The organism is Neotabrizicola shimadae (genome assembly GCF_019623905.1).
Taxonomy (GTDB): domain Bacteria; phylum Pseudomonadota; class Alphaproteobacteria; order Rhodobacterales; family Rhodobacteraceae; genus Neotabrizicola; species Neotabrizicola shimadae.
In genome coordinates, this window is the sequence record NZ_CP069370.1 from 1,658,455 (window position 1) to 1,681,973 (window position 23,519).

A 23,519-nucleotide genomic window follows, 5' to 3' on the forward strand; every position below is an offset into this window, starting at 1 on the left:
GCAACAGTTCCAGCCAGCCCGAGGCCGATCCCGATGGCAAATCCGCCGAACGACCCCGATGCGATGAAAAAGAAGGGCGGCAAGGTTTCGCACTTCTTTGTCTACGGGATCCTTGCCCTGTCCTTCGTGGGCCTTGGCGGATATGGCGTGACGAACTTCTCGTCGAACAACCAGGCCGTCGGGGCGGTTGGCGACCAGGAGATCAGCGCGCAGGATTATTTCAACGCCGTGCGGCAGGAAATGAACGCCTTTTCCAGCCAGATCGGCTCGCCCGTGACCTTCGAGATGGCGCAGCAGATCGGGCTGGACCAGCGCGCGCTGCAATCCCTGGTCGGGCGCACGGCGCTGGATGCAGAGGCGGCGCGGATCGGGCTTTCGGTGGGCGATGCCACCGTAGCGCAGGCGATCATGAAGATCCCTGCCTTCCAGGGGGCCGGCGGCACCTTTGACCGGGACGCCTACAAGTTCACGCTTCAGCAGAACAACCTGACCGAGCCGGACTTCGAGGCGAGCATCCGCAAGGACGAGGCGCGCACCGTGCTGCAGGGCGCCATCGTTGGCGGCTTTGCCGCGCCCGAGGCCGCGACGAAGGCCATGGCCGATTGGGTGGGCGAACGGCGCGACATCACCGTGCTGCGCCTGAACGAGCTGGACCTGGCCGCACCGCCGCCCGAAGCCTCGGACGAGGAGCTGAAGGCGTTCTACGACGCCAACATCGACAAGTTCACCAAGCCCGAGGCCAAGCGCATCACCTTTGCGGCGCTGTTCCCCGAGACGCTGGCGCCATCGATGCCGGTGGACGATGCGGCGCTGAAGAAGGTCTACGACGAGCGGATCGAAGAGTTCGACATTCCCGAACGGCGGCTGGTGGAACGTCTGGTCTATCCGACCCAGGCGGATGCCGATGCGGCCAAGGCGAAGCTGGATGCCGGCACGCCCTTCGAGACGCTGGTGGCCGAACGGCAGCTGACGCTGGACGACATCGACATGGGCGACGTGACGCGCGAGGATCTGGGCCCGGCGGCGGATGCTGTCTTTGCCATGACCGAGCCCGGTGTGATCGGGCCGGTGGAAACCGATCTTGGCCCGGCGCTGATCCGCATGAACGGGATCCTGGCGGCGGAGAACACGCCCTTCGAAGCGGCGCGCGAGACGCTGGCGGCCGAGCAGCAGACCGATGCGGCGCGCCGTGCGATCGGCGACAAGGTGGAGGCGATCGACGACGAGTTGGCGGGCGGCGTGACGCTGGAGGATCTGGCCAAGGAACAGGGGATGGACCTGGCGACCATCGACTTCGTTCCGGGCGCGCAGACCGACGAGAAGATCGCGGCCTATCCCGAGTTCCGCGATGCGGCGGCCAAGCTGGCCGCGGGCGATTTCCCCGAGGCGGTGATGCTGTCGGATGGCGGTCTGTTCGCTGCGCGGCTGGACGAGGTGGTGCCGGCAGCGCCGATTCCCTTCGATGAGGCGCGCGAGCAGGTCGTGGCGGCCTGGCGTGCCGATGCGATGGCCCGGGCGCTGAAGACGCGCGGCGAGGAGATCGTGGCGGCGGTGAAGGCCGGGGGCGACATGGGCAGCTTCGGCATCCTGGATGTGACGCGGGGGCTGTCGCGCGAAGGTTCGGTCGAGGCGATGCCGGCCGATTTCGTGACCACGCTGTTCGGCATGACCGAGGGCGACCTGACCGTGGTGTCGGGGCCGGACTTCGCGGCGGTGGTGCGGCTGGACAAGATCGTGCGGCCCGACCCGGAAAGCGCAGACGCTCAGGCTTTGGTGCAGGCCATCGGCGCGCAGTTCGAGCAGGCCATCGCGCAGGATGCCTTGAGCGACTATGTGCGCGCCGTGCAGACCGAAATGGGGCTGACGCTGAACCAGGCGGTGATTACTGCCGTGAACGGCCAGATCAACTGAGCATCCGATGACGCTTTCGCCGAGTTTCGAAGAGTTCGAGCGCGCCTGGACCGAGGGCCGCAATCAGGTGGTCTGGGCACGGCTGGCGGCCGACCTGGACACGCCGGTCAGCCTGATGCTGAAGCTGGGTGAGGCGCGGACCGACACCTTCATGCTTGAATCGGTGACCGGTGGCGAAGTGCGGGGGCGCTATTCGGTGGTGGGCATGAAGCCCGACCTGATCTGGCAGTGCCGTGGCAGCTCTGCCCGCATCAACCGCGAGGCGCGGTTCGATCCGGCGGCCTTCGTGGCGCAGGAGGCCGCGCCGCTGGACGCCTTGCGCGCGCTGATCGCGGAAAGCCGGATCGAGTTGCCGGCCGACCTGCCGGCGATTTCGGCGGGGCTGTTCGGCTACCTGGGCTATGACATGATCCGGCTGGTGGAGCATCTGCCGGATGTGAACCCCGATCCGCTTGGCCTGCCCGATGCGGTGCTGATGCGGCCCTCGGTCGTGGCGGTGCTGGACGGGGTGAAGGGCGAGGTGACGGTGGTGGCGCCGGCCTGGGCGGCCTCTGGCCTTTCGGCGCGGGCGGCCTATGCGCAGGCGGCCGAGCGGGTGATGGATGCGCTGCGCGATCTGGACCGCGCGCCGGCCACCGCGAGCCGCGACCTGGGCAGCGCGGCGCCAGTGGGCGAGGCGCGGTCGAACTTCACCCACGAGGGGTACAAGGCGGCGGTCGAGAAGGCGAAGGACTATATCCGCGCCGGCGACATCTTCCAGGTGGTGCCCTCGCAAAGGTGGGCGCAGGATTTCCCGCTGCCGCCGTTTGCGTTCTATCGCTCGCTGAGACGGACGAATCCTTCGCCCTTCATGTTCTTCTTCAATTTCGGGGGCTTCCAGGTGGTGGGGGCTTCGCCGGAAATCCTGGTGCGGCTCCGCGATGGCCAGGTGACTGTGCGCCCCATCGCGGGGACGCGCAAGCGGGGGGTCACGCCGGAAGAGGACAAGGCGCTGGAGCTGGACCTCCTGGCCGACAAGAAGGAGCTGGCCGAGCATCTGATGCTGCTGGATCTGGGCCGCAACGACGTGGGGCGGGTGGCGAAGATCGGGACGGTGCGGCCGACCGAGAAGTTCATCATCGAACGCTATTCCCACGTCATGCACATCGTGTCGAACGTGGTGGGCGAGATTGCCGAGGGCGAGGATGCGCTGTCGGCCCTGCTGGCAGGGTTGCCGGCGGGCACGGTGTCGGGCGCGCCCAAGGTGCGGGCGATGGAGATCATCGACGAGCTGGAACCGGAAAAGCGCGGTGTCTATGGCGGGGGCGTGGGCTATTTCGCGGCCAATGGCGAGATGGACTTCTGTATCGCGCTGCGCACGGCGGTGATCAAGGACCGGGTGCTTTATACCCAGGCAGGGGGCGGCGTGGTCTATGACAGCGACCCGGAAGCCGAGTTCCAGGAAACCGTGAACAAGTCCCGCGCGCTGCGCCGGGCGGCCGAGGACACGGCCATGTTCGTGAACCGGGGCAACGGCTGAGGCGCCAACGCCTCGCTCCGGGCAGCCGGCGAAACAAGCCAACCCGAGGGCCTTGGATCATCGGGGCCCCGGCCTGCGCCGGGGCGTCTGAGCGCCTTACTGCGCCAGCAGCACGGCGCTGGCGGGGGCGAGGCTGACGGTGGTGGCGCGGCCTTCGACCGTCCATTCCAGGATGGCGGCCACGGTTTCCGGCCGGGTGGAACCGATCACCATGACCTGCCCATCCTGCGCGGCCTTGAAGGCGGCGCGGTCGAGGTAGCGGCGCATCACGGGTTTCGATTCCCCTTCGGCATCGAGGCGGCGGAAGATCGTGGCGGCGGGCATGTCGGCGCGGCGCGCGACCTGGTCGCCGGCGTTCAGGCCGACATCATAGGTGATGAGCCCGCGGCCCTGCGCTTCGACCACCGGGACGGCCAGGGTGGCGAGGGGGCGGTTTTCGCCAAGGCCGCCTTCGGGCAGGTCGATGACGGCGACAGACTGCGGCAGCGCGGCGGCATGGGCCTGGAAGGTCTGTTCGAGGTCGGCGGCGGTGGCGCCTTCGGGGATGCCGGTGGCGGCCATCACGACCTCTTGCCCGGCGGCGCGGTAGATGGCTTCGGCGGTGGCGGCATCCGGGGCCATCGGGTCGATGACGAAGGTCACCGGGAAGGGCAGCGCGGCGAGGGTGGTGCGGTCCACATCTGGCCCGCCGGGATCGACCATCAGGATCGAGAACAGGGGCTTGCCGAGTTCGCGCGTGAAGGGGCGCGCGAACTGGACGAGCGGGCGCGTGTCGGTCGCGGGTTCGGCGGGCGGCGCCGCCTCGTCTGGCGCGGCGGGTTCGGTGCCGATCTGCGGCAAGCGGCCGGTCTCGGCCTCTGTCCCCGCCATGGGAAGGCCGGGATCGGGGGCGAGGCTGCCCTGCCCTGCCACCGGCGGCTCGTCCGGCACGATCAGCGCCGGGGCGGGTTCGGCCGCGGGGGCCGGGGCGGGCTGGAGCAACGCCTCTTCCTCGGGCGTGAGCGGCGGGGGGGGCGGGCCGTCCGCGGTTTCGGGCACGGCCTCGCTGTCCGACATGTCGGAGGGAAGCACGGCGATGGTGGTCGTGGTGCCGGGCTGGGGCGGCTCGGCCATCGGCAGATCGCCCAGGACGGCGGCGGCGACTTCGCCGGCCGGCAGGTCGGGCGCGCTGTCCGTGAGCTTTGGCATGGTCGGGGCGGGCGCGACTTCGACCGGAACGGCGTTTTCGGCCGGCGTTGCGGCATCCAGCTCGGCCACCGCGTCCGGGGCGGGCGCGGCATCGGCGGCAGGTAGAGTGGCCGCATCTGCAGGCGCCGGTTCGGGCGCGGCGGGCGCTTCGGCCATCTGGAGCACCTTGGGCAGGGTTTCTGCCTGCGCGTCGGCGGCTGTGGCCGCATCGGGGGCGGGTTCGGTTGCAGCCTCTGGCGCCGTTTCCGGCGGCGGCTCCGTCGCTGCGCTTTCGGCTGGCGGGGCAGCGGTTGCGTCTGCGGGCGCTGTGGCGGTTTCCGGGGCGGGCGCGGCTTCGGGAGCGATCGCTTCGGGTGCCGCAGCTTCAGGCGCTGTCGCTGCGGGCGCGGCTTCACCTGCCGGCTGGGCCGGTTCCGCACCGGTTTCCGTCGGTGCGGGCGCAGGTTCCAACGGGGTGTCGGTGGTAACAGCCGGAGCGGTTTCGGCAGATGTCTCGGGCGCAGGCGCGGCGTCCGGAGCGGGCTCGGCCGGGGTGGGCGGCGCGGGCACGGCCTCGGGTGCGGTCTCTGTCGCGGGATCGGGCGCGTCTTCCGGGGCCGGCGGTTCGGCTGGCGTCACGGGTTCGGGCGTCACGGGTTCGGGTGTCACGGGTTCTGGCGCGACAACGGTTTGGGTGGCGTCGGGTTCGGCGGGCTGCGTGGCCGGGGCCGTCCCGGAGGTGGCGCCCTGCGGCAACGGCAGGGATTGCGACAAGAGCGCGAGACCCGCAGCGCCCACGACCCCGCCCAGAACCATTCCGCCCAACAACCCGCGCGCCACGCCCTGCCTCCTTGCCGTTCTGCCCGTTCGGGGGCGGCGGGAAGCCCTGCTTCCCCTTGACGCCCCCCGGCGGCTCTGACCATGTATAACCCGGCCCTCGGCGGCCTTCATCCCCTTTCCGGCCAGGCCCCGCAAGATGCTGCTTCTGATCGACAACTACGACAGCTTTACCTACAACCTGGTGCATTATCTGGGCGAGTTGGGCGCAGATGTTGTGGTGCGGCGCAACGATGCGCTGGATGTGCAGGCGGCCATGGCGCTGCGGCCTTCGTCCATCGTGCTGTCGCCCGGGCCCTGCGACCCCGATCAGGCCGGCATCTGCCTGCCGCTGACCCTGGCCGCGGCCGAAGCGGGCATCCCGCTTCTGGGGGTGTGCCTGGGGCACCAGACCATTGGCCAGGCCTTTGGCGGCAAGGTGGTGCGCTGCCACGAGATCGTTCACGGCAAGATGGGCACGATGCACCATTCCGGCCAGGGCATGTTCCGCGGCCTGCCTTCGCCGTTCCTGGCCACGCGCTATCACTCGCTGGTGGTGGACCGCGCCACGCTGCCCACCAGCCTGGAGGTAACGGCCTGGCTGGAGGACGGCACGATCATGGGCCTGCGCCACCGCGACTTGCCGGTGGAGGGCGTGCAGTTCCACCCGGAATCCATCGCAAGCGAGCACGGGCACCAGTTGCTGCGCAACTTCCTGGACAGCGCCAAGGTGGCGGCATGAGCGCCGAACTGAAGCCGCTGATCGGCGTGGCGGCGACGCGACCGCTGACGCGCGACGAGGCCGAGACATGTTTCGAGGCGCTGTTCGAGGGCGCGGCGACACCGGCGCAGATGGGCGGCTTTCTGATGGCGCTGCGCACACGCGGCGAAACGGTGGACGAATATGCCGCCGCAGCCAGCGTGATGCGTGCCAAATGCCATGCGGTGCGTGCGCCCGAGGGGGCGATGGACATCGTGGGGACCGGCGGCGATGGCCGGGGCACGCTGAACATCTCGACCGCGACGGCCTTTGTCGTGGCGGGCGCGGGCGTGACGGTGGCCAAGCACGGCAATCGCAACCTGTCGTCGAAGTCGGGCGCGGCGGATGCGCTGACCGAGATGGGGCTGAACGTGATGGTCGGCCCCGAGGTGGTGGAACGCTGCATCACCGAGGCCGGGATCGGTTTCATGATGGCGCCGATGCATCATCCGGCGACGCGCCATGTCATGCCGGTGCGGCAGGAACTGGGAACGCGGACGATCTTCAACATCCTGGGTCCGCTGACCAACCCGGCGGGGGTGAAGCGGCAGCTGACAGGGGCCTTTGCGCCGCATTTGATCCGCCCCATGGCCGAGACCTTGCGGGTCCTGGGGTCGGTGAAGGCCTGGCTGGTGCACGGGATGGACGGGACGGACGAGATTTCCATCGCCGGGCTGACGAAGGTGGCGGCGCTGGAAGATGGCGCGGTGCGCGAGTTCGATCTGCACCCCGAAGAGGCGGGCCTGCCGGTGCATCAGTTCGAGGCGATCCTGGGGGGCACGCCGGCCGAGAATGCCGTGGCGTTCCGCGCGCTTCTGGACGGGGCGGCGGGGGCTTATCGCGATGCGGTTCTCTTGAATGCGGCGGCGGCACTGGTGGTGGCGGACCGGGCGGGGGACCTGAAGGAAGGCGTGGCGCTGGCGGCCGAAAGCATCGACGGCGGCGCGGCAAAGGCGAAACTGGCGGCCCTGGTGCGCCTGACGCAGAACTGAGTGAGACAATGACGACGATCCTGGACCGCATCAAGGCCTACAAGCTGGAGGAGGTGGCGGCGCGCAAGGCGCGGCACAGCCTGGAAAGCATGGCCGCCGCCGCTGCCGAGGCGCCTGCACCGCGCGGCTTTGCGCGGGCACTGTCGGAAGCGGCGGGCAAGGGCTATGGCCTGATCGCGGAGATCAAGAAGGCCAGCCCGTCTAAGGGGCTGATCCGGGCGGATTTCGACCCGCCGGCGCTGGCGAAGGCCTATCAGGCCGGGGGGGCGACCTGCCTGTCGGTGCTGACCGACGGGCCGTCCTTCCAGGGGCATGACGACTTTCTGACCCAGGCGCATGATGCGACCACCCTGCCCTGCCTGCGCAAGGATTTCCTTTATGACCCCTGGCAGGTGGTGGAGTCGCGAGCGCTGAAGGCGGACTGCATCCTGATCATCATGGCCTCGCTTTCGGATGCGCAGGCGGCGGAACTGGAAGCTGCGGCGTTCGATCAGCGCATGGATGTGCTGATCGAGGTGCATGACCAGGCCGAACTGGAGCGGGCGAGCCGGCTCAAGTCTCGGCTGATCGGCATCAACAACCGCAACCTGCACACGTTCGAGGTGACGCTGGAGACGACGCGCAAGCTGGCGCGGCTGGTGCCCGAGGACCGGATGATCGTGTCGGAGAGCGGGCTTTACACCCCGGCCGACCTGGCCGACCTGGCGCGGTATGGCGCGCGCTGCTTCCTGATCGGCGAAAGCCTGATGCGGCAGGACGACGTGGAGGCGGCGACGCGGGCGCTCTTGGCGGCGCCGCTGACCGCGCATGGCAACATCTGATGGCGGGGCTCACGCATTTCGACGCCGAGGGCCGGGCGCAGATGGTGGACGTCTCGGACAAACCCGTGACGCATCGCATCGCCACGGCGGCGGGAGAGGTGGTGATGACGCCCGCGACGCTGGCGCTGATTGCCGAGGGTCGGGCGGCCAAGGGCGACGTGCTGGGCGTGGCACGGCTGGCGGGGATCATGGCGGCGAAGAAGACGGCCGAGCTTATTCCCCTTTGCCATCCCCTGCCGGTGACGAAGGTGACGGTCGATCTGGTGGCGGATGCCGCCATGCCGGGTGTGCGGATCGAGGCGACGGTCAAGACCTCGGGCCAGACCGGTGTGGAGATGGAGGCGCTGACGGCTGTTTCGGTTGCGGCGCTCACCGTCTATGACATGGTCAAGGCGGTGGAGAAGGCGATGCGCATCGAGGGCATACGTCTGATCCTGAAAGACGGTGGGAAATCGGGCCGTTACGAGGCGGAGTGATGATTTCGGTCGAAGAGGCCACCGCGCGCGTCCTCGGGCTGTGCAGGCCGCTGGAGCCCGAACGGGTGCCGCTGGCCCAGGCCGCCGGACGGGTGATGCCGGCGCCGGCTCTGGCCGGGCGCGACCAGCCGCCCTTTGATGCCTCGGCGATGGATGGCTATGCGGTGGCCGGCGATGTGGCACCGGGCATGGCGTTCCGCGTGATCGGAATGGCGGCGGCGGGGCATGTGTTCGCGGGCCGCGTGGGCCCCGGTGAGGCGGTGCGCATCTTCACCGGCGCCCCGGTGCCCGACGGGGCGACCCGCGTGGTGATCCAGGAAGATGTGACAGCAGAGGGCGACCGGATCACCCTGGGCGATCGGCTGGATGCTTCGACCAACATCCGCGCGCGCGGGCAGGATTTCCGGGCGGGCGACGCGCTGCCTCCGCGCCGGCTGCGCCCGGCGGACCTGGCGCTGCTGGCGGCGATGAACATCGGCAGCGTGGCGGTGACGCGGCGGCCGGCGGTGGCGGTGATCCCCACGGGGGACGAGTTGGTGATGCCGGGCGAGGCCCCGCGCGCCGACCAGATCGTCGCTTCGAACGTATTTGCGCTGAAGGCGATGGCCGAGGCCGAGGGGGCGGAAGTGCGGCTTCTGCCCATCGCGCGGGACACCGAGGCCGATCTGCGCGTGGTTCTGGGTCTGGCCGAAGGCGCCGACCTCGTGGTGACGGTGGGCGGCGCCTCTGTGGGCGACCATGACCTTGTGGGCAAGGTTGCGGGCGAGATGGGGCTGGAACGCAGCTTCTACAAGATCGCGATGCGGCCCGGTAAACCGCTGATGGCGGGGCGGCTGAATGGTGCTGCGATGCTGGGCCTGCCGGGCAACCCGGTTTCGGCCATCGTCTGCGGCCATCTGTTCATGGTGCCGATGATCCGCACCATGCTGGGCCAGGCCGATCCCCTGCCCCGCATTGCCCGCGCCCGGCTGGCCGAGGCGGTGGGACCGACCGGCCCGCGCACGCATTACATGCGGGCGAAGCTTTCGCCCGGCGAGGGCCTGCCGGGCATTGCGCCCTTCGTGTCGCAGGATTCGGCCCTGCTGCGCATCCTGACCGAATCCGATGCCTTGCTGATCCGGCCTGCGGGCGATGGGCCGCGCGCGGCGGGGGATGTGGTGGATTACCTGCCGCTTTAGGCTGCGGGCCGATCAGGCCGTCCGGGCAAGCATCAGCCGTCGATGCCCACCAGCGCGCGGGCGAAATCCTGCGGGTCGAAGGGGGCGAGGTCGTCGATCTGCTCGCCCACGCCGATGGCATGGATCGGCAGGCCGAAGCGGTCGGCCAGAGCCACCAGCACGCCGCCCTTGGCTGTGCCGTCGAGTTTCGTCATCACGAGGCCCGAGACATCGGCGATCTTGCGGAAGATTTCGACCTGGTTGATCGCGTTCTGCCCGGTGGTGGCATCCAGCACCAGAAGTGTATTGTGCGGCGCGGTTTCGTCCTTCTTGCGCAAGACGCGGACGATCTTCGCCAGTTCCTCCATCAGGTCGGCGCGGTTCTGCAGTCGTCCGGCGGTGTCGATGAGCAGCAGATCGGCGCCCGTTTCCTGCGCCTTGGTCAGCGCATCGAAGGCGAGGCTGGCAGGGTCGGAGCCTTCCGGCGCGGTCAGAACCGGGACGCCCGCGCGGTTGCCCCAGATTTGCAGCTGTTCCACCGCTGCGGCGCGGAAGGTGTCGCCGGCGGCGATCACCACCGACTTGCCGGCGGCGCGGAACTGGCTGGCGAGCTTGCCGATGGTGGTGGTCTTGCCCGAGCCGTTCACGCCGACGACCAGCACCACCTGGGGCCGCTTTGGATAGATCGGCAGGGGGCGCGCGACGGGTTCCATGATGCGGGCGACTTCCTCGGCCAGGGCCTCGCGCAGTTCGGTGGCCGAGACGCGGCGGCCAAGGCGGCCTTCCGCGATGTTGGCGGCGACGCGCAGAGCCGTGTCCACGCCCATGTCGGATTGGATGAGCAGCTCTTCCAGGTTTTCCAGCATGGCATCGTCGAACAGCCGCTTCGGCTCGTCCTCGCCACGGCCGAACAGGCGACCGATCAGGCCGGGCCTGGCGGGTTCGGGTTCAGGCAGGGTCGCGGGCGCGGAGGGGGTCTCTTCGGCGACCATCGCCTCCAACCCCTCGCCGATCTTGTCCGACGACCGGAACATGCGTTCGCGCAGTTTCTTGAAGAAGGACATCGGCCGGGCCTCCGGGGGTTTTTCGTCACCTAATCCCTTGGGCGGGACATGGGAAGGGGGCGCGGCGCGGGTGGTCCCTGCGGCGCGGCATTCCGGGGGCTGGCATGGAAGGCGGGGCTGGGGCAGGAAGACGGCGTGGCCCTTTCGCCCGGGATTCGCATGAGACGGACCTTGCCGCCCCTGCCCGTTGCCGCCTTTGCCGTTGTGGCGCTGGCCCCCCTGCCCCTGCTGGTCGCGGGATTGGTGCAGGGCGGCTGGCTGGCACTGGCGGGGCTGGGCTACATGACGGTGCTGGTCATGCTGATCGACCAGGTGATCCCGCTTGTGGCAGCCGACGCACCCGAGGGGGCCGAGTTCCCTGCGGGCGATGCGCTGCTGGTCCTGCTGGGGGGGCTGCATCTGGCGGCGCTGCCGCTGGCCGTCTGGCTGATCGCCGGGCCGGGGGGCTTGGCGCTTTGGGAGCGGCTGGCGCTGTTCCTGGGCTTCGGGCTCTGGTTCGGCCAGGTCTCTGTTCCCGCCGCGCATGAGCTGATCCACCGGCGCGCGCGCGGGCTGTTCGGGCTGGGGGTGGCGGTCTATGTGAGCCTCTTGTTCGGCCACCATGCCTCGGCCCACCGGCTGGTGCATCATCGGCATGTGGGCAGTGCGGCAGACCCCAATACGGCGCGGGCGGGCGAAGGATTCTACCGCTTTGCGCTGCGGGCCTGGTCGGGATCGTTCCGCGCGGGCTGGCTGGCGGAACGGGCGTTGCGGCCCGGACAGAGGATCACGCCCTACACCGTCTATGTGCTGGGGGCGGCGGGGGTGCTGGGGCTGGCCTTCGTGCTTGCGGGCTGGGTCGGTGTCGCGGTCTGGGCCGGACTGGCGGTTCATGCGCAGCTCCAACTGCTGCTGTCGGATTATGTGCAGCACTATGGGCTGAGCCGGGCGCGGCGCACGGATGGCCGGCTGGAGCCGGTGGGGCCACGTCATTCCTGGAACGCGCGGGCCTGGTTCAGCTCGGCCCTGATGCTGAACGCGCCACGGCATTCGGATCACCATGCGCATCCTGCCCGGCCCTACCCTGCCCTGCGCCTGCCCGCGCCTGAGGAGGCCCCGATGCTGCCCTGGCCCCTGCCCGTGGCCTGTTCGATCGCGCTGGTGCCGCCCTTGTGGAAATCACTCGTGCGGCCGCGTCTTGCGGCCTGGCGCACGGAAGCTTGAAACCCTGACCGGCTGCGGTGGTATAGCGTGGCCGGCAAAGGAGACCGAGATGCACGCCCTGAACCTGTCGCTTGCGCTTCTGCTGATTCCGCTGGTGGCCGGGGCGGGCGAGGCGCCGCTGACCGGCGGCGAGTTCGAGGCGCGGACAACGGGCCGGACGATGACCTATGCGGTGGACGGCAAGGTCTATGGCACCGAGCAGTACTTGCCGGGAAACCGGGTGATCTGGGCATTCGAGGGGGACGACTGCGTGCGGGGCATCTGGGAAGAGACCGCGGGGCGGATCTGCTTTCTGTACGAGGACGACCCGGAGCCCGCCTGCTGGCAGTTCTTCGACGACGGCGGGCGCTTGACGGCGCGGTTCGACGGCGACCCCGAGGGCGCGCGCCTGAAGGAAGTGGCGCAGAGCCCCGAGCCGATGAGCTGCCCCGGCCCGGAGGTCGGGGCCTGAGGCCTAGAACAGGCTGCCCTGCGCCGCTTCGCCGCCGCCTTTGCGGCGGGGGGGCTTGGGCGCGAGGGACAGGCGTCCATCGTGGAACTCGATCTCCAGCGCGGTGGCGCGTTCGGCGGCACCCTTGCCGGTGACAACATGGCCGTCGCCCCGGACGATGGCGAAGCCGCGCTTCAGCGTCTCGGTCGGGCCGAGCGTGGTGCGCATCCTGTCCAGGGCATCCAGCCGGTCGCTCAGGCGGGCGAGGCGGCTGGCCTGTGCCGCCTCGCGCCGGGCATCCAGGGCAGCCAGGTCGGCACGGGCGCGGGCAACGTCGCGGGCGGCGCCGGTGACAAGGCGGGCGAGGCCGCCGTCCAGACGGGCGGAGAGCGCGGCCAGACGGTCGCGGGCGCGTTCGGCGCGGCGGTCCTGGGTGGCGTCGAGGCTGCGGCCACGTTCGGCAAGTCGGTCCTGGAGACGCCGGGAGAGGTCGGCGAGGATGCGCGGGCGCAGGAGCGCGGCGGCAGGGTCGAAGCGGCCGCGCGCGCGGGCGATGCGGGTGGCCAGGGCCTGGGCCAGCCGGCCCGAGACAAGATCGAGCCGCTGCGCCGGGGCCTGCACCAGGGCCTCGGGGCGCGGCAGGGCGCGGGTCAGATCGCGCAGGCGTTCATCACGGCGGCGCATGGCGGCGGCCAGCGCCTGGCTCTGGCGGGCGGAGAAGCCATCAAGCGTGGCCACAAGGTCCAGCCGCACGGGAACCGCCAGTTCGGCGGCGGCGGTGGGGGTGGGTGCGCGCAGGTCGGCGGCGAAGTCGATGAGCGTTGTGTCTGTTTCGTGGCCCACGGCCGAGATCAGCGGGATGCGGCTTTCGGCGGCGGCGCGGACGACGGCTTCCTCGTTGAAGCCCCAGAGATCCTCGATGGAGCCGCCGCCGCGCGCGACGATCAGCACATCGGGACGCGGGATCGGGCCGCCCTCGGGCAGGGCGTTGAAGCCGCGGATGGCGGCGGCGACCTCGGCCGCGCAATTCGCGCCTTGTACGGCCACCGGCCAAATGAGCACGGGGCGCGGGAAGCGGTCGCGCAGGCGGTGCAGGATATCGCGGATCACGGCACCCGAGGGCGAGGTGACGACCCCGATCACGCGCGGCAGGTAGGGGATGGGCTTCTTGCGGGCGGGATCGAACAGGCCCTCGGCCTGCAGTTGCGCCTTGCGCTTTTCCAGCATGGCCATCAGCGCGCCAGCGCCGGCCAATGCCAGATCCTCGACGATCATCTGGTATTTGGACTGGCCGGGGAAGGTGGTGAGCCGCCCGGTCGCCACGACCTCCAGCCCCTCTTCCGGCGGCTGGCGCAGACGGGTGGCCTGGCCCTTCCAGGCGATGGCGGCCAGAACGGCCTGGCCGTCCTTGAGGTCGAAGTAGAGATGGCCCGAACTCGGCCTTGACACGCGCCCGACTTCGCCGCGCACCCGGACAAGGCCGAACTCTCCCTCGATGACCCGCTTCACGGCGCCGGAAAGCTCGGAGACGGTGAATTCCGGCTGGTTGCCCGAAGAAGGCTCATGCGGGATGGGGTCTTCGAAAAGGGCCATTGATACCGCCGACAAGGTTCCGGCGCAGAGACTAAGAGGTTCGGCCGGGAAGGCCAAGCCGGTGTGGGCCGGACCTGAGCCTGGCGGCGCCGACGCGACCGGTCTGGGTTTTGCCTGCCGCCGATCCGACCTGAGGCAGCGGGCTTGCGCGTTGCGTGGGACAGAAATGGGTGTGGCGCGGCGAGTTTGGGCGCCGAGCCATGATTTTCCTACTTTTATCAATTACTTGAAGGTGATTCGCGCCTACCACGCGCCTCGTTATCACGGATTCTGATTTATTAATATGATTACAATCAAGGCATTTATGGGGGATTGGTGATGCAGATCAAGGCACTTTGCGAACTTATGGAGCAATGTGTGCCTTGCGAGAAATCGCGCAACAAGAGGGAGAAGAAGATGCGTACCATCATTGCTGCTGCCGCGCTTGTCCTGGCCGCCACCGTCGGTTTCGCCCAGGATACGCACTTCGACATCAACCAGTGCCCGAACACGCCCCTGGGGCAGCTTCAGGAGCAGGCCCACGTGATGCTGAGCGACTATGGCCACGGCGACTTTGACGTGACCACGTTGACCTTGGACCAACTGGTCAAGCTGATGTGCGTCGACCCGACGACGCCGGCTGGCAAGGCCGACATCAACAAAATCCTCGGCCTGTCGAACTGATGCCTTCCGCGCGCGGCAAGGCTTGCCTCGCGCGCGGCCTGTGGCCCGGTCCCCTTGCGGGGGCCGGGCCTGTTGTTTTGCCGATGCTCCGGCGGTGCGCCGTCAGGCGCCCGGCTTCAGACCCGCGTCCGTGAAGTGCTGCGGGAAGAAGGCCGCCGCCGCGGCCATCACGGTCGCCTGCGCCTCGGCCTGCGAATAGGGCGTGACCATCGTCATCAGGTCGAGCCAGCCACCCTCGGTGCACAGGCGAAGCACACGAGCGGCGCGAACCGGGTCGCAGCTGTAGCCGCCCTCGGCACAGATCTCGGTACAAAGCGCTACGAGATGCGCATCGTAGTCCAGATCCTTTGCGCCGCAGGTTTCCTGATACATCGGCCGGCTCTGCGCCTCGCCCCAGAAACTGCACCAGGCGGCCAGGCGGGCGGGGGTGCAGATCGCCGAGTTGAAGTCAGACGCGAGGATGGCGTGCAGGCGTTCCGCGGGCCCCGGCCCTGCCCCGGCAAGGGCGGCCATCCAGTTTTCGCGATACTCGTCCGAAAGATAGCGCAAGGTTTCCGCGAGGAGCTTTTCCTTGGTCTCGAAGTGGAAGTTGACAAGGCCGTGGCTCAGGCCGGCCAGCTTGGCCACGTCGGTCAAGGTCATTCGGGAATAGCCCTTCGAGGCCAGGACCTCGATCGTCGCCTCGATCAACTGAACGCGACGCGCCTCGCGGCTGGCCTTGCGCGGCGGGGCTTCGGGCTTTTCGGCACTCTCGGCGGCGATGTCCATGAACAGTCCTGCACAAACGGAAGGCGCGCTGACATGTAGCGTAATCTGTGACGTTGGGAAGGGCCAGCGAAAACCTGATTGACAGACCAGTCAAAACCCTGCGACCCTGAATCCAGGAGGACCTGACATGGCAATGCCCATCCCGCACCGCGATCTTTCGAAGTCCAACGCCCAGTTCCAGCGCGCCGTGAAGCGGCTGCCCCTGGGGGTGTCGTCGACCTTCCGCTACTGGGGCGACGACCGGACCATCTATGTCCATCACGGCAAGGGCGGGCGGACCTGGGACATCGACGGCAACAATTATGTCGATTACCGGCTGGGTTACGGCCCGGCGATCCTGGGCTATGCCGACGACCGCGTGGACGAGGCGGCGCGCAGGGGGATGGAAGTGGGCGGGGTCTTTGCCCTGTCGACCGAGCGCGAGCTGATCGTGGCCGACCGCATTTCCAAGATGGTGCCGGCGGCGGAGCTGGTACGATTCTCGAACTCGGGCACCGAGGCGGTGATGGCGGCGCTGCGGTTGGCCCGCGCCTATACGGGGCGCGAGAGCTATCTGCTGGTGGAAGGCGGCTATCATGGGTTGTTCGACGCTGCGATGTGGATGTCGAACATGGAGGAATGGGACCTGGGGTCGAACACCGACCCGGAGCTTGTTCCTTACGGCAAGGGCATTCCCCAGACGGTGAAGAAGCTGGCCCACATCACACCGATGAACGATTTCCAGCGGCTGGAGGATGTGTTCGCCCGCCATGGCGACACATTCGCCGCCATGCTGATCGAGCCGATCCAGGGAAATTGCTGTTCGATCATGGCGCAGGCTGCCTATGTGCAACTGGCGCGTGAGCTTTGCACGAAGCATGGCGTGATGCTGATCATCGACGAGGTGAAGTCGGGCTTCCGCGTCGGCAAGGGTGGCATCCAGGGCATCATGGGGGTGACACCGGATATCACCACCTTCGCCAAGGCGGTGGCGAACGGCTATCCGATCTCGGTCGTGGCGGGGCGCGAAGAGGTGATGCGCACGTTCCGCTATGGCGGGGCCTCGCACGGGGGAACGTACACGGCCCATTCGGTTTCGCTGGCGGCGGCGGAAGAATGCCTGCGCATCCTGGATGAAACCCCGGCGCTGGAGACGCTTGCCAACTACGGCGAGCGGCTGAAGGCGGGGATTTCCGACATCCTGAACGCGCGCAAGATCGTGCATTCCTATACCGGGCATCCCTCGATGTTCGGCCTGTTCTTCGCGGAAACCCCACCGGACAACTACCGCGACTGGAAGACCTCGGACTACTCGTTCTACGACCAGATGGCGTACTATCTGCACGATCTGGGCGTGATCTGCGAACCCGACAGTCGCGAGCCCTGGTTCATGTGCGAGGCGCATGGCCTGGACGAAACCTGCCTGACCGACACGCTGAAGGCGGTCGACATGGCGGTGGACCTGACGCTCCAGCACATCGAGGACACGGCGGCAGAATGACTTATGATGCGGTGATCCTGGGCGCGGGGCACAACGGCCTTGTCGCGGCCTGCTACCTGGCGCGGGCGGGGCTGAAGGTCTGCGTGGTGGAGAAGAACGACTGGATCGGCGGCGCGGCGGTTTCGCGCGAGCTGTATCCGGGCTTCACCTATTCCAACTGTTCCTATGTGTCGTCCCTGTTCCGCCCCGAGATCATGCGGGATCTGGAACTGCCGAAATATGGGCTGCAGGTTTTGCCCTATGAAGGCGGTGCGGTGTTCATGGAAGGTGGCGACTACCTGGGCATGTTCCGCGACCATGACGCGAACCGCCGGGAATTCGCCCGCCATTCGAAGCGCGATGCTGAAGCCTATGACCGCTATTCCCGCGACGTGCTGCGGCACTGCCGGTTCATCCGCCCCACCCTGCTGCGCACGCCCGCCGATCCGTCCAGCTTCCGCCCGCGCGACATTTCCGAACTGGCCTGGCTGGGCAAGCAATTGTTCGGCATGTCCGAGCGGCAGATGGAGGACACCATCCGCTTCTGGACCATGTCGATCAGCGATTTCCTGGACGGCTATTTCGAGCATCCGGTGATCAAGGCCTATCTCGCGGTTTCGGCCATCATCGGCACCGCCTTGGGTCCGATGTCGCCGGGGTCGGCCTATGTGCTGCTTCATCACTACATGGGCGACGTGGATGGCAACGTCGGCGCCTGGGGCTTTGCCCGGGGCGGCATGGGGTCGATCACCAAGGCGCTGGCGGCCAGCCTGAAGGCCAAGGGCGGCGAGATCCGCACCGGATCGGGCGTGGAGCAGATCCTGGTGAAGGACGGTCGCGCGGTAGGCGTGGCGCTTGCCAATGGCGACGAAATCAGGGGCAAGCGCATCGTGTCCAACATGGATGTGAAGCGGACCTTCCTGAAACATGTGGACGAACGGGAACTGCCCTCGTCCTTCGTGAAGCGGGTCAAGGCGTTCAAGATCCGGGGGTCCTCGGGCAAGCTGAACATCGCGCTGGACCGGGCGCCGCATTTCCCGGCCCTGCCGGAAGGCGCACCCAACATCCGGGGCGACCTGCATTTCACCGATTCCATCGAGAAGATGGAACGCGCCTATGACGACTGGAAAGCCGGGCATTTCAGCGCCGATCCGTTCCAGGACATGATGATCCCCACGATGATCGACCCGACGATGACCCCGCCGGGCAAGCACTTCATGTCGTGCTTCGTGCAGTATGCCCCGCCCAAGATCGAGGGGAACGACTGGACGGATGCGGACCGCGACGCCTTTGGCAAGACCTGCATCGACCAGATCGAGAAGTATGCGCCGGGGTTCAGGGACTCGATCCTGCACGTCGAGGTGCGCACCCCGCGCGAGTTGGAGGCCGAAGTCGGGCTGACCGAGGGCAACATCTTCCAGGGCGAGCTGACCTTCGACCAGTTGCTCTTCAACCGGCCGGTGCCTGGCTATGCGCAATATCGCAGTCCGATCAAGGATCTGTGGATATGCGGGTCCTCCACCCATCCGGGCGGCGGGGTCATGGGGGCGCCGGGGCGCAACGCTGCGGCCGAGATTCTGCGCGACATGCACGCGCCTGCCAAAGACATGAGTGAAGCCTATGCCGTCCTCTGATGCGATCGTGATCGGCGGGGGCACCAACGGCCTCGCCTGTGCCTTCCGGCTGGCCGGATCGGGCCGCAAGGTGACCGTCCTGGAAGCTTCGGGCGCCCTTGGTGGCGGGGCGGCGGGCTGGAACTTCGCACCGGGCTACCGTGCGCCGGGGCTGGCCCATCTGGTGAACTTGCTGGATGCGCGGGTGGCACGGGCGATGGACCTGTCGGCGCAGGGCCTGAGCCTTTTGCCCATCGCCACAACGGCGGTATCGGGCACGGGCGACCACCTGGTGATGGAGGGCGCCTATGGCGCGCGGCTGACGGGCGACGTCAGCGCCCAGGACCGCCTGGCCTGGGAGGCGCTTCGTGCGCAATTGATGGCCTTTGCCAGTGTGCTGGAGCCATTCAAGGCCCTGCCCCCGCCGCGGCTGTCGGCCAATGGCGGCAATGACTGGGCCAAGCTGGCCAAGCTGGGCCTGGGCGTGCGGATGCTGGGCAAGGACCAGTTCCGCGAATTCCTTCGCATGATCCTGATCAACATCTGGGACGTGGCGCAGGACGAGTTGACCGACGACCGGCTGAAGGCGGTGCTGGGGTTTGACGCGACGCTTGGCGCCTGGATGGGGCCGCGCTCGCCCAACTCGCTGATCCTTCTGCTGAACCGGCTGGCGGGCGAGGTGAACGGGCAGAAAGCGGCGCTGGCCTGGGCGCGCGGTGGCACGGGTTCCGTTGCCGAAGCCATGGCCAAGGCGGTGGCCGCCAAGGGTGTGACGGTGCTGCGCGACGCGCGGGTTGAACGCCTGGTGTTCGAGGCGGAACAGGTCGCGGGGGTGCGCTTGTCGAATGGGGAGGTGCTGCACGCCGGGCTGGTCGTTTCGGCCATCAGTCCCAAGACCACGCTCTTGCATCTGGCCGGGCCGCGGCATCTGGACACTGGCCTCATCAACGATGTGCGCCACCAGAAATCGCGGGGTGCCGCTGCCAAGCTGCATCTGGCGCTGACCGCCAAGCCCGACTTCCGCGGTGCCGACCTGCGGTCGCGGCTTGTGCTGGCGCCGACGCTGAACGCCGTCGAACTGGCGTTCAACCCGGTGAAATACGGGCAGGTGCCCGACAGGCCGGTGATGGAGGTGGTGGTGCCCTCTGCCTTCGAGAGTGGCCATGCCCCCGAGGGCGGACATGTCCTGTCGGCCGTGGTTCAGTTCGCGCCGCATGATCCGAAGGACCGGGCAGCAGCGAAGGCGGCGATGCTGGAGAACGCTCTGGCGGTGCTGGAAGACCACGCCCCCGGCCTGCGCGACAGCATCGCCCATGTCGAATTCCTGATGCCCTGGGAGATCGAGGAGCGCTTCGGCATGATTGGCGGCAACTGGCACCATGGCGAGCTGGCGGTGGAGCAGATGCTGTTCCTGCGCCCGGTGCCGGGCATCGCGCAGTATCAGACTCCGCTTCCCGGCCTGTGGCTGGCCTCGGCCGGCAGCCATCCCGGCGGCGGCATTTCCGGCGCGGCGGGCTGGAACGCCGCCGAGCGCATCATCCGCGAGGTGCGGGCATGAAACCCATGGCCAAGACACATTTCCGCACCCCCCTGCTGCAGACGCCGTTCCATGCGCGCACAGCGGCGGCGAACAAGCTGAACGAGTGGGGGCACTGGGCGGGCTATACCACCGCGCTGGTCTACGACGACGAGGCGATGGAATACACCGCCATCCGCAACGCGGCCTCGGTCTATGACCTTTGCCCGATGGTGAAGTACCGTATCACCGGGCCGGATGCGGCCGATTACCTGAACCGCCTGACGGTCAGGAACGCGGCCAAGCTGTCGGTGGGCGGGGTGCATTACACCGTCTGGTGTGACGATGCCGGAAAACTGGTGGATGACGGGACCCTGTTCCGGCTGGGGCGAGACGATTACCGCATCTGCTGCCAGGAACGGCATCTGCCGTGGCTGCTGGATTCCGCCTTCGGGTTTGACGTGAAGATCGTCGAGGAAACCGAAGATATCGCGGCGCTTTCCCTGCAAGGCCCGTGCACGGCGGCCGTGCTGGAGGCGGCGGGGTTTCCGGTCTGGACCCTGAAGCCGTTCCGCATGGCCTCCTTCGACTTCGAGGGCGGCACGCTCACGGTTTCGCGCACCGGGTTTACCGGCGATCTGGGCTATGAACTCTGGATTGCGCCGAAACTGGCGCTGAAGCTGTGGGATCACCTGTTCGAGGCAGGCAAGCCCTGGGGCATCCGGCCCATCGGCACCAATGCGCTGAACCTGGCCCGGATCGAGGCCGGGTTCATCATCACCAACATGGATTTCGTGCCTGCCCACCAGGCGGTTCGCGAGGATCGCGTGCGCTCGCCCCTGGAAATGGGGCTGGACTGGATGATCGACTGGACCAAGGGGCACTTCACCGGCAAGCGCGCGCTTCTGGCCGAGAAGGAGGCCAAGTCCTCGAAATGGGCGCTGGTGGGCCTGGACATAGAGGGCAATGTCAGCGCCGAGGGTTCGCTGATCTATCACAACAAGAAGACCGAAGCGGGCTTCATCACCGCCGCCGCCTGGTCGCCCATCACCAAGCGTAACCTGGCGCTGGCGCATGTGGAACGGAAGTGGTTGGCGGGCGGAAATCTCTGGGTTGAAATCTACGCCCTGCGCGAGCTGCAATATGTCAAGTTGATGTTGCCGGTGACGATTGTCGAGCGGCCGTTCTTCAACCCCGACCGCAAGCGCTCCACACCGCCGGGGAGGTTCTGATGACCGAGCACCGACATCCGCAATCGCCGATCATGGATCACTGCCCGGCAACATTGCCGGCCCATGCCTATTTCGACGCGGACTGGTACCGACGCGAATTGCGCACGATCTGGGCGCGCAACTGGGTCTGGGCCGGCCGCCTGAACGACCTGAAACCCGGAACGATGCAGCGCCGGCAAGTGGGCGAGGCGAGCGTCATCCTGTGCCGCACGGCCGAGGGCGATGTGTCGGCCTTCCACAATGTCTGCCGTCACCGCGGCGCCGAGCTTTGCGCGAAGGCCGAGCAGCCGATGGGCAAGCTTGTCACCTGCAAGTATCACTCCTGGGCCTATGCCGCCCGCGACGGTCGCCTGGTGGCGGTTGGCCATGCAAACCCGACACAGGATTTCGACCGCTCGAAGCATGGCCTTGCGCCGGTCTCGGTGAAGGTCTGGAACGGCTTCATGTTCCTCAACCTCGATCCGCAGGCAGGCGACCTTGAGCCCGACACCGGGCTTTCCGCGCTGGACAACTGGCCGATGGACAGCCTGGTGACCGGCCACCGCTCGGTCAACGAAGTGAGGGGGAACTGGAAGATACTCTGGGAGAACTACAACGAATGCCTGCATTGCGCGAGCATTCACCTCGAACTCAGCGACCTGGTGCCGATCTACAAGAAGGGCATCATGAGCCAGAACGAGGAACCGGACTGGACGCCCGAGGATGATCTGCGCCCGACGCTGCGCCCCGGTGCCGCGACATGGACTCTGTCGGGCGCGCCCTGCGGGCCGGAATTCCCCGGCCTGACGCGGTCGCAGCGTGAGGCGGGCTTCCTGTTCGTGACTCTCTACCCCACCGTCTTCATCGTCGCCCATGTCGATTACGTTCGCGCCATCGCGTTCGAGCCGTTGGGGCCGGAACTGACCCGGGTCACGGCGGAATGGTACTTCCCGCAGGAAACCCTGGATCAGCCGCGCTTTGACGCCGCCGAAGTGGCGGCCTTCGCCAAGATCGTGCTGGCGCAGGATGCCGAGGTGGTGGAACTGAACCAGCGCGGCCTGCACTCGCCTGCCTACAGCGCCGGCCGCCTGATGCCAGAGGAATACGCGATCCGCGATTTCGACCGCTGGGTGCTGCGTGAAATGGAGACGTCGCCATGACCGACCACCCAATGCAGGGCCTGTCCGTGCCGAATGACTGGGACCGCCGGGGACTTCCGGCCTGGACCTATCACTCCCCTGCCCTGTTCGAGCTGGAAAAGCAGAAGCTGTTCCTGACCCACTGGCAGGTCGCGGGCCATCAGAACGACATCCCTGCGCCGGGCGACTGGCTGGGGTTCGAGCTTCTGGGCGAACGCGCCATCGTGATGCGTGGCCAGGACGGGGTGGTCCGGGCCTTCCACAACCTTTGCCGCCACCGGGGCGCGCGGGTGGTCGAGGGGGTGCAGGGTCATTGCCGGGGCGCTCTGGTCTGCCCGTTCCACGGCTGGGTCTACAACACCGACGGCACATTGCGCGGCGTGTCGCAGCCCGCCACCTTCTCGAACCTGGACAAGGCGAAGTTCGGGCTGAAGCCGGTGGAGCTGGACATCTTCCACGGCTTCCTGTTCATCCGGTTCCACCCCGGCCCCCAACCTAAGGTGGCCGAGCTTCTGGCGCCCTATGACGCGGATTTTGCGGCCTATCGCAGCGAGGGTCTTCTTCCGGTCGATGTGCCGGACTGGACGACCGAATTGCCGGTCAACTGGAAGTCCATCCGCGACGTGGACAACGAGGGCTATCATGTCCCCCTTGCTCACCCGGCGCTGCAGGACCTGTATGGCCGCGACTACCGCGATATCTATCTGCCCGGCGACCTGCATGTCTCGGTCGGGCAGTTCGGCGACCGGCCGGCGCGGCTGTGGTCGGTGAAGCAGTACAATGCGGTGCGCCCCGAACAGGACTGGCTGCCCCCACACCTGCGCAAGGCCTGGACGTATTACGGCCTGTTCCCGAACACTGTCTTCGCCTTTACGCCGGAAGGCGCGCAGTTCTATCAGGACATTCCGCTGTCGGCCCGGCGCACCCGACTGACTGCGCGCACCTATCGCCAGCCTGGCGAGGACCGGGCGACGCGCCTTGCCCGCTATCTCGCGTCGCGCATCGACCGCGACACCTCGGCAGAGGATCAGCAACTGTCGATCTGGTCGGACGAATCCATGCTGTCCTCGGCTTTCGAGGGCTTTCACCTTTCGGACCTGGAATGGGGTCTGCGCCGGCATCATGATGCGCTGCGGCGCCTGATCCCGGTAATGACGCTGCCGGAACCGCCCATTGAAGCGGACGTAGCGGCAAGGAATGCCGAATTGATTGGACAGACAGAATCCAGCGGCTAACCTTCG

20 protein-coding genes are annotated in these 23,519 nt (G+C 67.8%); 16 read left to right on the forward strand and 4 right to left on the reverse strand.

The genetic code is table 11. The features are described from left to right. Positions 1-33: 33 nt before the first annotated feature. Together JO391_RS07990 and trpE are read left to right on the forward strand one after the other, a co-directional pair. Positions 34-1,911 carry a peptidyl-prolyl cis-trans isomerase gene (locus JO391_RS07990; RefSeq protein ID WP_220663950.1) on the forward strand — a complete coding sequence of 626 codons (1,878 nt, stop codon included), beginning with the start codon at positions 34-36 and terminating at the stop codon, positions 1,909-1,911. Positions 1,912-1,918: 7 nt separating this feature from the next. Beyond that, the gene (gene trpE / locus JO391_RS07995; protein WP_220663951.1) at positions 1,919-3,430 is read left to right on the forward strand and encodes an anthranilate synthase component I; all 1,512 of its coding nucleotides are present in this window, start codon (positions 1,919-1,921) and stop codon (positions 3,428-3,430) included. Between the two features lie 96 nt (positions 3,431-3,526). On the opposite strand, the gene JO391_RS08000 is transcribed toward trpE, so the two are convergent. Further along, positions 3,527-5,437, reverse strand: a complete 1,911-nt coding sequence (locus JO391_RS08000) for a divergent polysaccharide deacetylase family protein (protein ID WP_259444857.1) — start codon at positions 5,435-5,437, stop codon at positions 3,527-3,529. A 136-nt stretch (positions 5,438-5,573) separates the two neighbouring features. Between JO391_RS08000 and JO391_RS08005 the strand changes: the two genes are divergently transcribed. Genes JO391_RS08005 through JO391_RS08025 form a run of 5 tightly spaced genes read left to right on the forward strand, consistent with a single transcriptional unit; the run spans position 5,574 to position 9,640 of the window. Next, a complete protein-coding gene (locus tag JO391_RS08005; protein ID WP_220663952.1) occupies positions 5,574-6,155 on the forward strand; it encodes an anthranilate synthase component II in 582 nt (193 codons plus the stop codon). Next, positions 6,152-7,165, forward strand: a complete 1,014-nt coding sequence (trpD, locus tag JO391_RS08010; RefSeq protein ID WP_220663953.1) for an anthranilate phosphoribosyltransferase — start codon at positions 6,152-6,154, stop codon at positions 7,163-7,165. Before JO391_RS08005 ends, trpD begins: the two co-directional genes overlap by 4 nt. 8 nt (positions 7,166-7,173) lie before the next feature. Next, a complete protein-coding gene (trpC, locus tag JO391_RS08015) occupies positions 7,174-7,986 on the forward strand; it encodes an indole-3-glycerol phosphate synthase TrpC (protein ID WP_220663954.1) in 813 nt (270 codons plus the stop codon). Continuing rightward, entirely contained in the window at positions 7,986-8,462 is a 477-nt protein-coding gene (gene moaC / locus JO391_RS08020; protein WP_220663956.1) for a cyclic pyranopterin monophosphate synthase MoaC, read from the forward strand. The genes trpC and moaC overlap by 1 nt, the downstream gene beginning before the upstream one ends. Beyond that, entirely contained in the window at positions 8,462-9,640 is a 1,179-nt protein-coding gene (locus tag JO391_RS08025) for a molybdopterin molybdotransferase MoeA (protein WP_220663958.1), read from the forward strand. The genes moaC and JO391_RS08025 overlap by 1 nt, the downstream gene beginning before the upstream one ends. A gap of 32 nt (positions 9,641-9,672) precedes the next feature. Here JO391_RS08025 and ftsY read toward each other — a convergent pair whose 3' ends face one another. After that, entirely contained in the window at positions 9,673-10,683 is a 1,011-nt protein-coding gene (gene ftsY / locus JO391_RS08030; protein WP_220663960.1) for a signal recognition particle-docking protein FtsY, read from the reverse strand. Between the two features lie 159 nt (positions 10,684-10,842). On the opposite strand from ftsY, the gene JO391_RS08035 reads away from it, so the two are divergent. Together JO391_RS08035 and JO391_RS08040 are read left to right on the forward strand one after the other, a co-directional pair. After that, entirely contained in the window at positions 10,843-11,886 is a 1,044-nt protein-coding gene (locus tag JO391_RS08035) for an alkane 1-monooxygenase (RefSeq protein ID WP_220663962.1), read from the forward strand. Positions 11,887-11,935: 49 nt separating this feature from the next. Next, the gene (locus JO391_RS08040) at positions 11,936-12,337 is read left to right on the forward strand and encodes a hypothetical protein (RefSeq protein ID WP_220663964.1); all 402 of its coding nucleotides are present in this window, start codon (positions 11,936-11,938) and stop codon (positions 12,335-12,337) included. A gap of 3 nt (positions 12,338-12,340) precedes the next feature. On the opposite strand, the gene xseA is transcribed toward JO391_RS08040, so the two are convergent. Beyond that, positions 12,341-13,909: an exodeoxyribonuclease VII large subunit gene (gene xseA / locus JO391_RS08045; RefSeq protein WP_220663966.1), complete on the reverse strand. Its 1,569-nt coding sequence runs from the start codon at positions 13,907-13,909 to the stop codon at positions 12,341-12,343. Between the two features lie 318 nt (positions 13,910-14,227). Here xseA and JO391_RS08050 point away from each other — a divergent pair, with 318 nt between their 5' ends. Continuing rightward, positions 14,228-14,572 (forward strand): hypothetical protein, encoded by a 345-nt coding sequence (locus JO391_RS08050; RefSeq protein WP_220663968.1) that lies wholly within the window; start codon positions 14,228-14,230, stop codon positions 14,570-14,572. 102 nt (positions 14,573-14,674) lie between these two features. Here the strand turns inward: JO391_RS08050 and JO391_RS08055 are convergent, their stop codons facing one another. Beyond that, positions 14,675-15,340, reverse strand: a complete 666-nt coding sequence (locus JO391_RS08055; RefSeq protein ID WP_220663970.1) for a TetR family transcriptional regulator C-terminal domain-containing protein — start codon at positions 15,338-15,340, stop codon at positions 14,675-14,677. Positions 15,341-15,467: 127 nt separating this feature from the next. On the opposite strand from JO391_RS08055, the gene JO391_RS08060 reads away from it, so the two are divergent. From JO391_RS08060 to JO391_RS08085, 6 genes are read left to right on the forward strand one after another with little or no spacing between them, the layout of a single operon-like run. Then, positions 15,468-16,820, forward strand: coding sequence for an aspartate aminotransferase family protein (locus tag JO391_RS08060; RefSeq protein WP_220663972.1), 1,353 nt, complete (start codon positions 15,468-15,470; stop codon positions 16,818-16,820). Continuing rightward, complete coding sequence (locus JO391_RS08065) at positions 16,817-18,433, forward strand: phytoene desaturase family protein (protein ID WP_220663974.1); 1,617 nt, start codon at positions 16,817-16,819, stop codon at positions 18,431-18,433. Before JO391_RS08060 ends, JO391_RS08065 begins: the two co-directional genes overlap by 4 nt. Next, on the forward strand, positions 18,420-19,970 hold the full coding sequence (locus tag JO391_RS08070; protein ID WP_220663976.1) for a phytoene desaturase family protein: 1,551 nt from the start codon (positions 18,420-18,422) through the stop codon (positions 19,968-19,970). The genes JO391_RS08065 and JO391_RS08070 overlap by 14 nt, the downstream gene beginning before the upstream one ends. 5 nt (positions 19,971-19,975) lie before the next feature. Then, positions 19,976-21,160: an aminomethyl transferase family protein gene (locus JO391_RS08075; RefSeq protein WP_220663979.1), complete on the forward strand. Its 1,185-nt coding sequence runs from the start codon at positions 19,976-19,978 to the stop codon at positions 21,158-21,160. Beyond that, positions 21,160-22,299 (forward strand): aromatic ring-hydroxylating oxygenase subunit alpha, encoded by a 1,140-nt coding sequence (locus JO391_RS08080; protein ID WP_220663980.1) that lies wholly within the window; start codon positions 21,160-21,162, stop codon positions 22,297-22,299. The genes JO391_RS08075 and JO391_RS08080 overlap by 1 nt, the downstream gene beginning before the upstream one ends. After that, complete coding sequence (locus tag JO391_RS08085) at positions 22,296-23,513, forward strand: aromatic ring-hydroxylating oxygenase subunit alpha (protein WP_259444858.1); 1,218 nt, start codon at positions 22,296-22,298, stop codon at positions 23,511-23,513. Before JO391_RS08080 ends, JO391_RS08085 begins: the two co-directional genes overlap by 4 nt. The last annotated feature ends 6 nt before the right edge of the window (positions 23,514-23,519 follow it).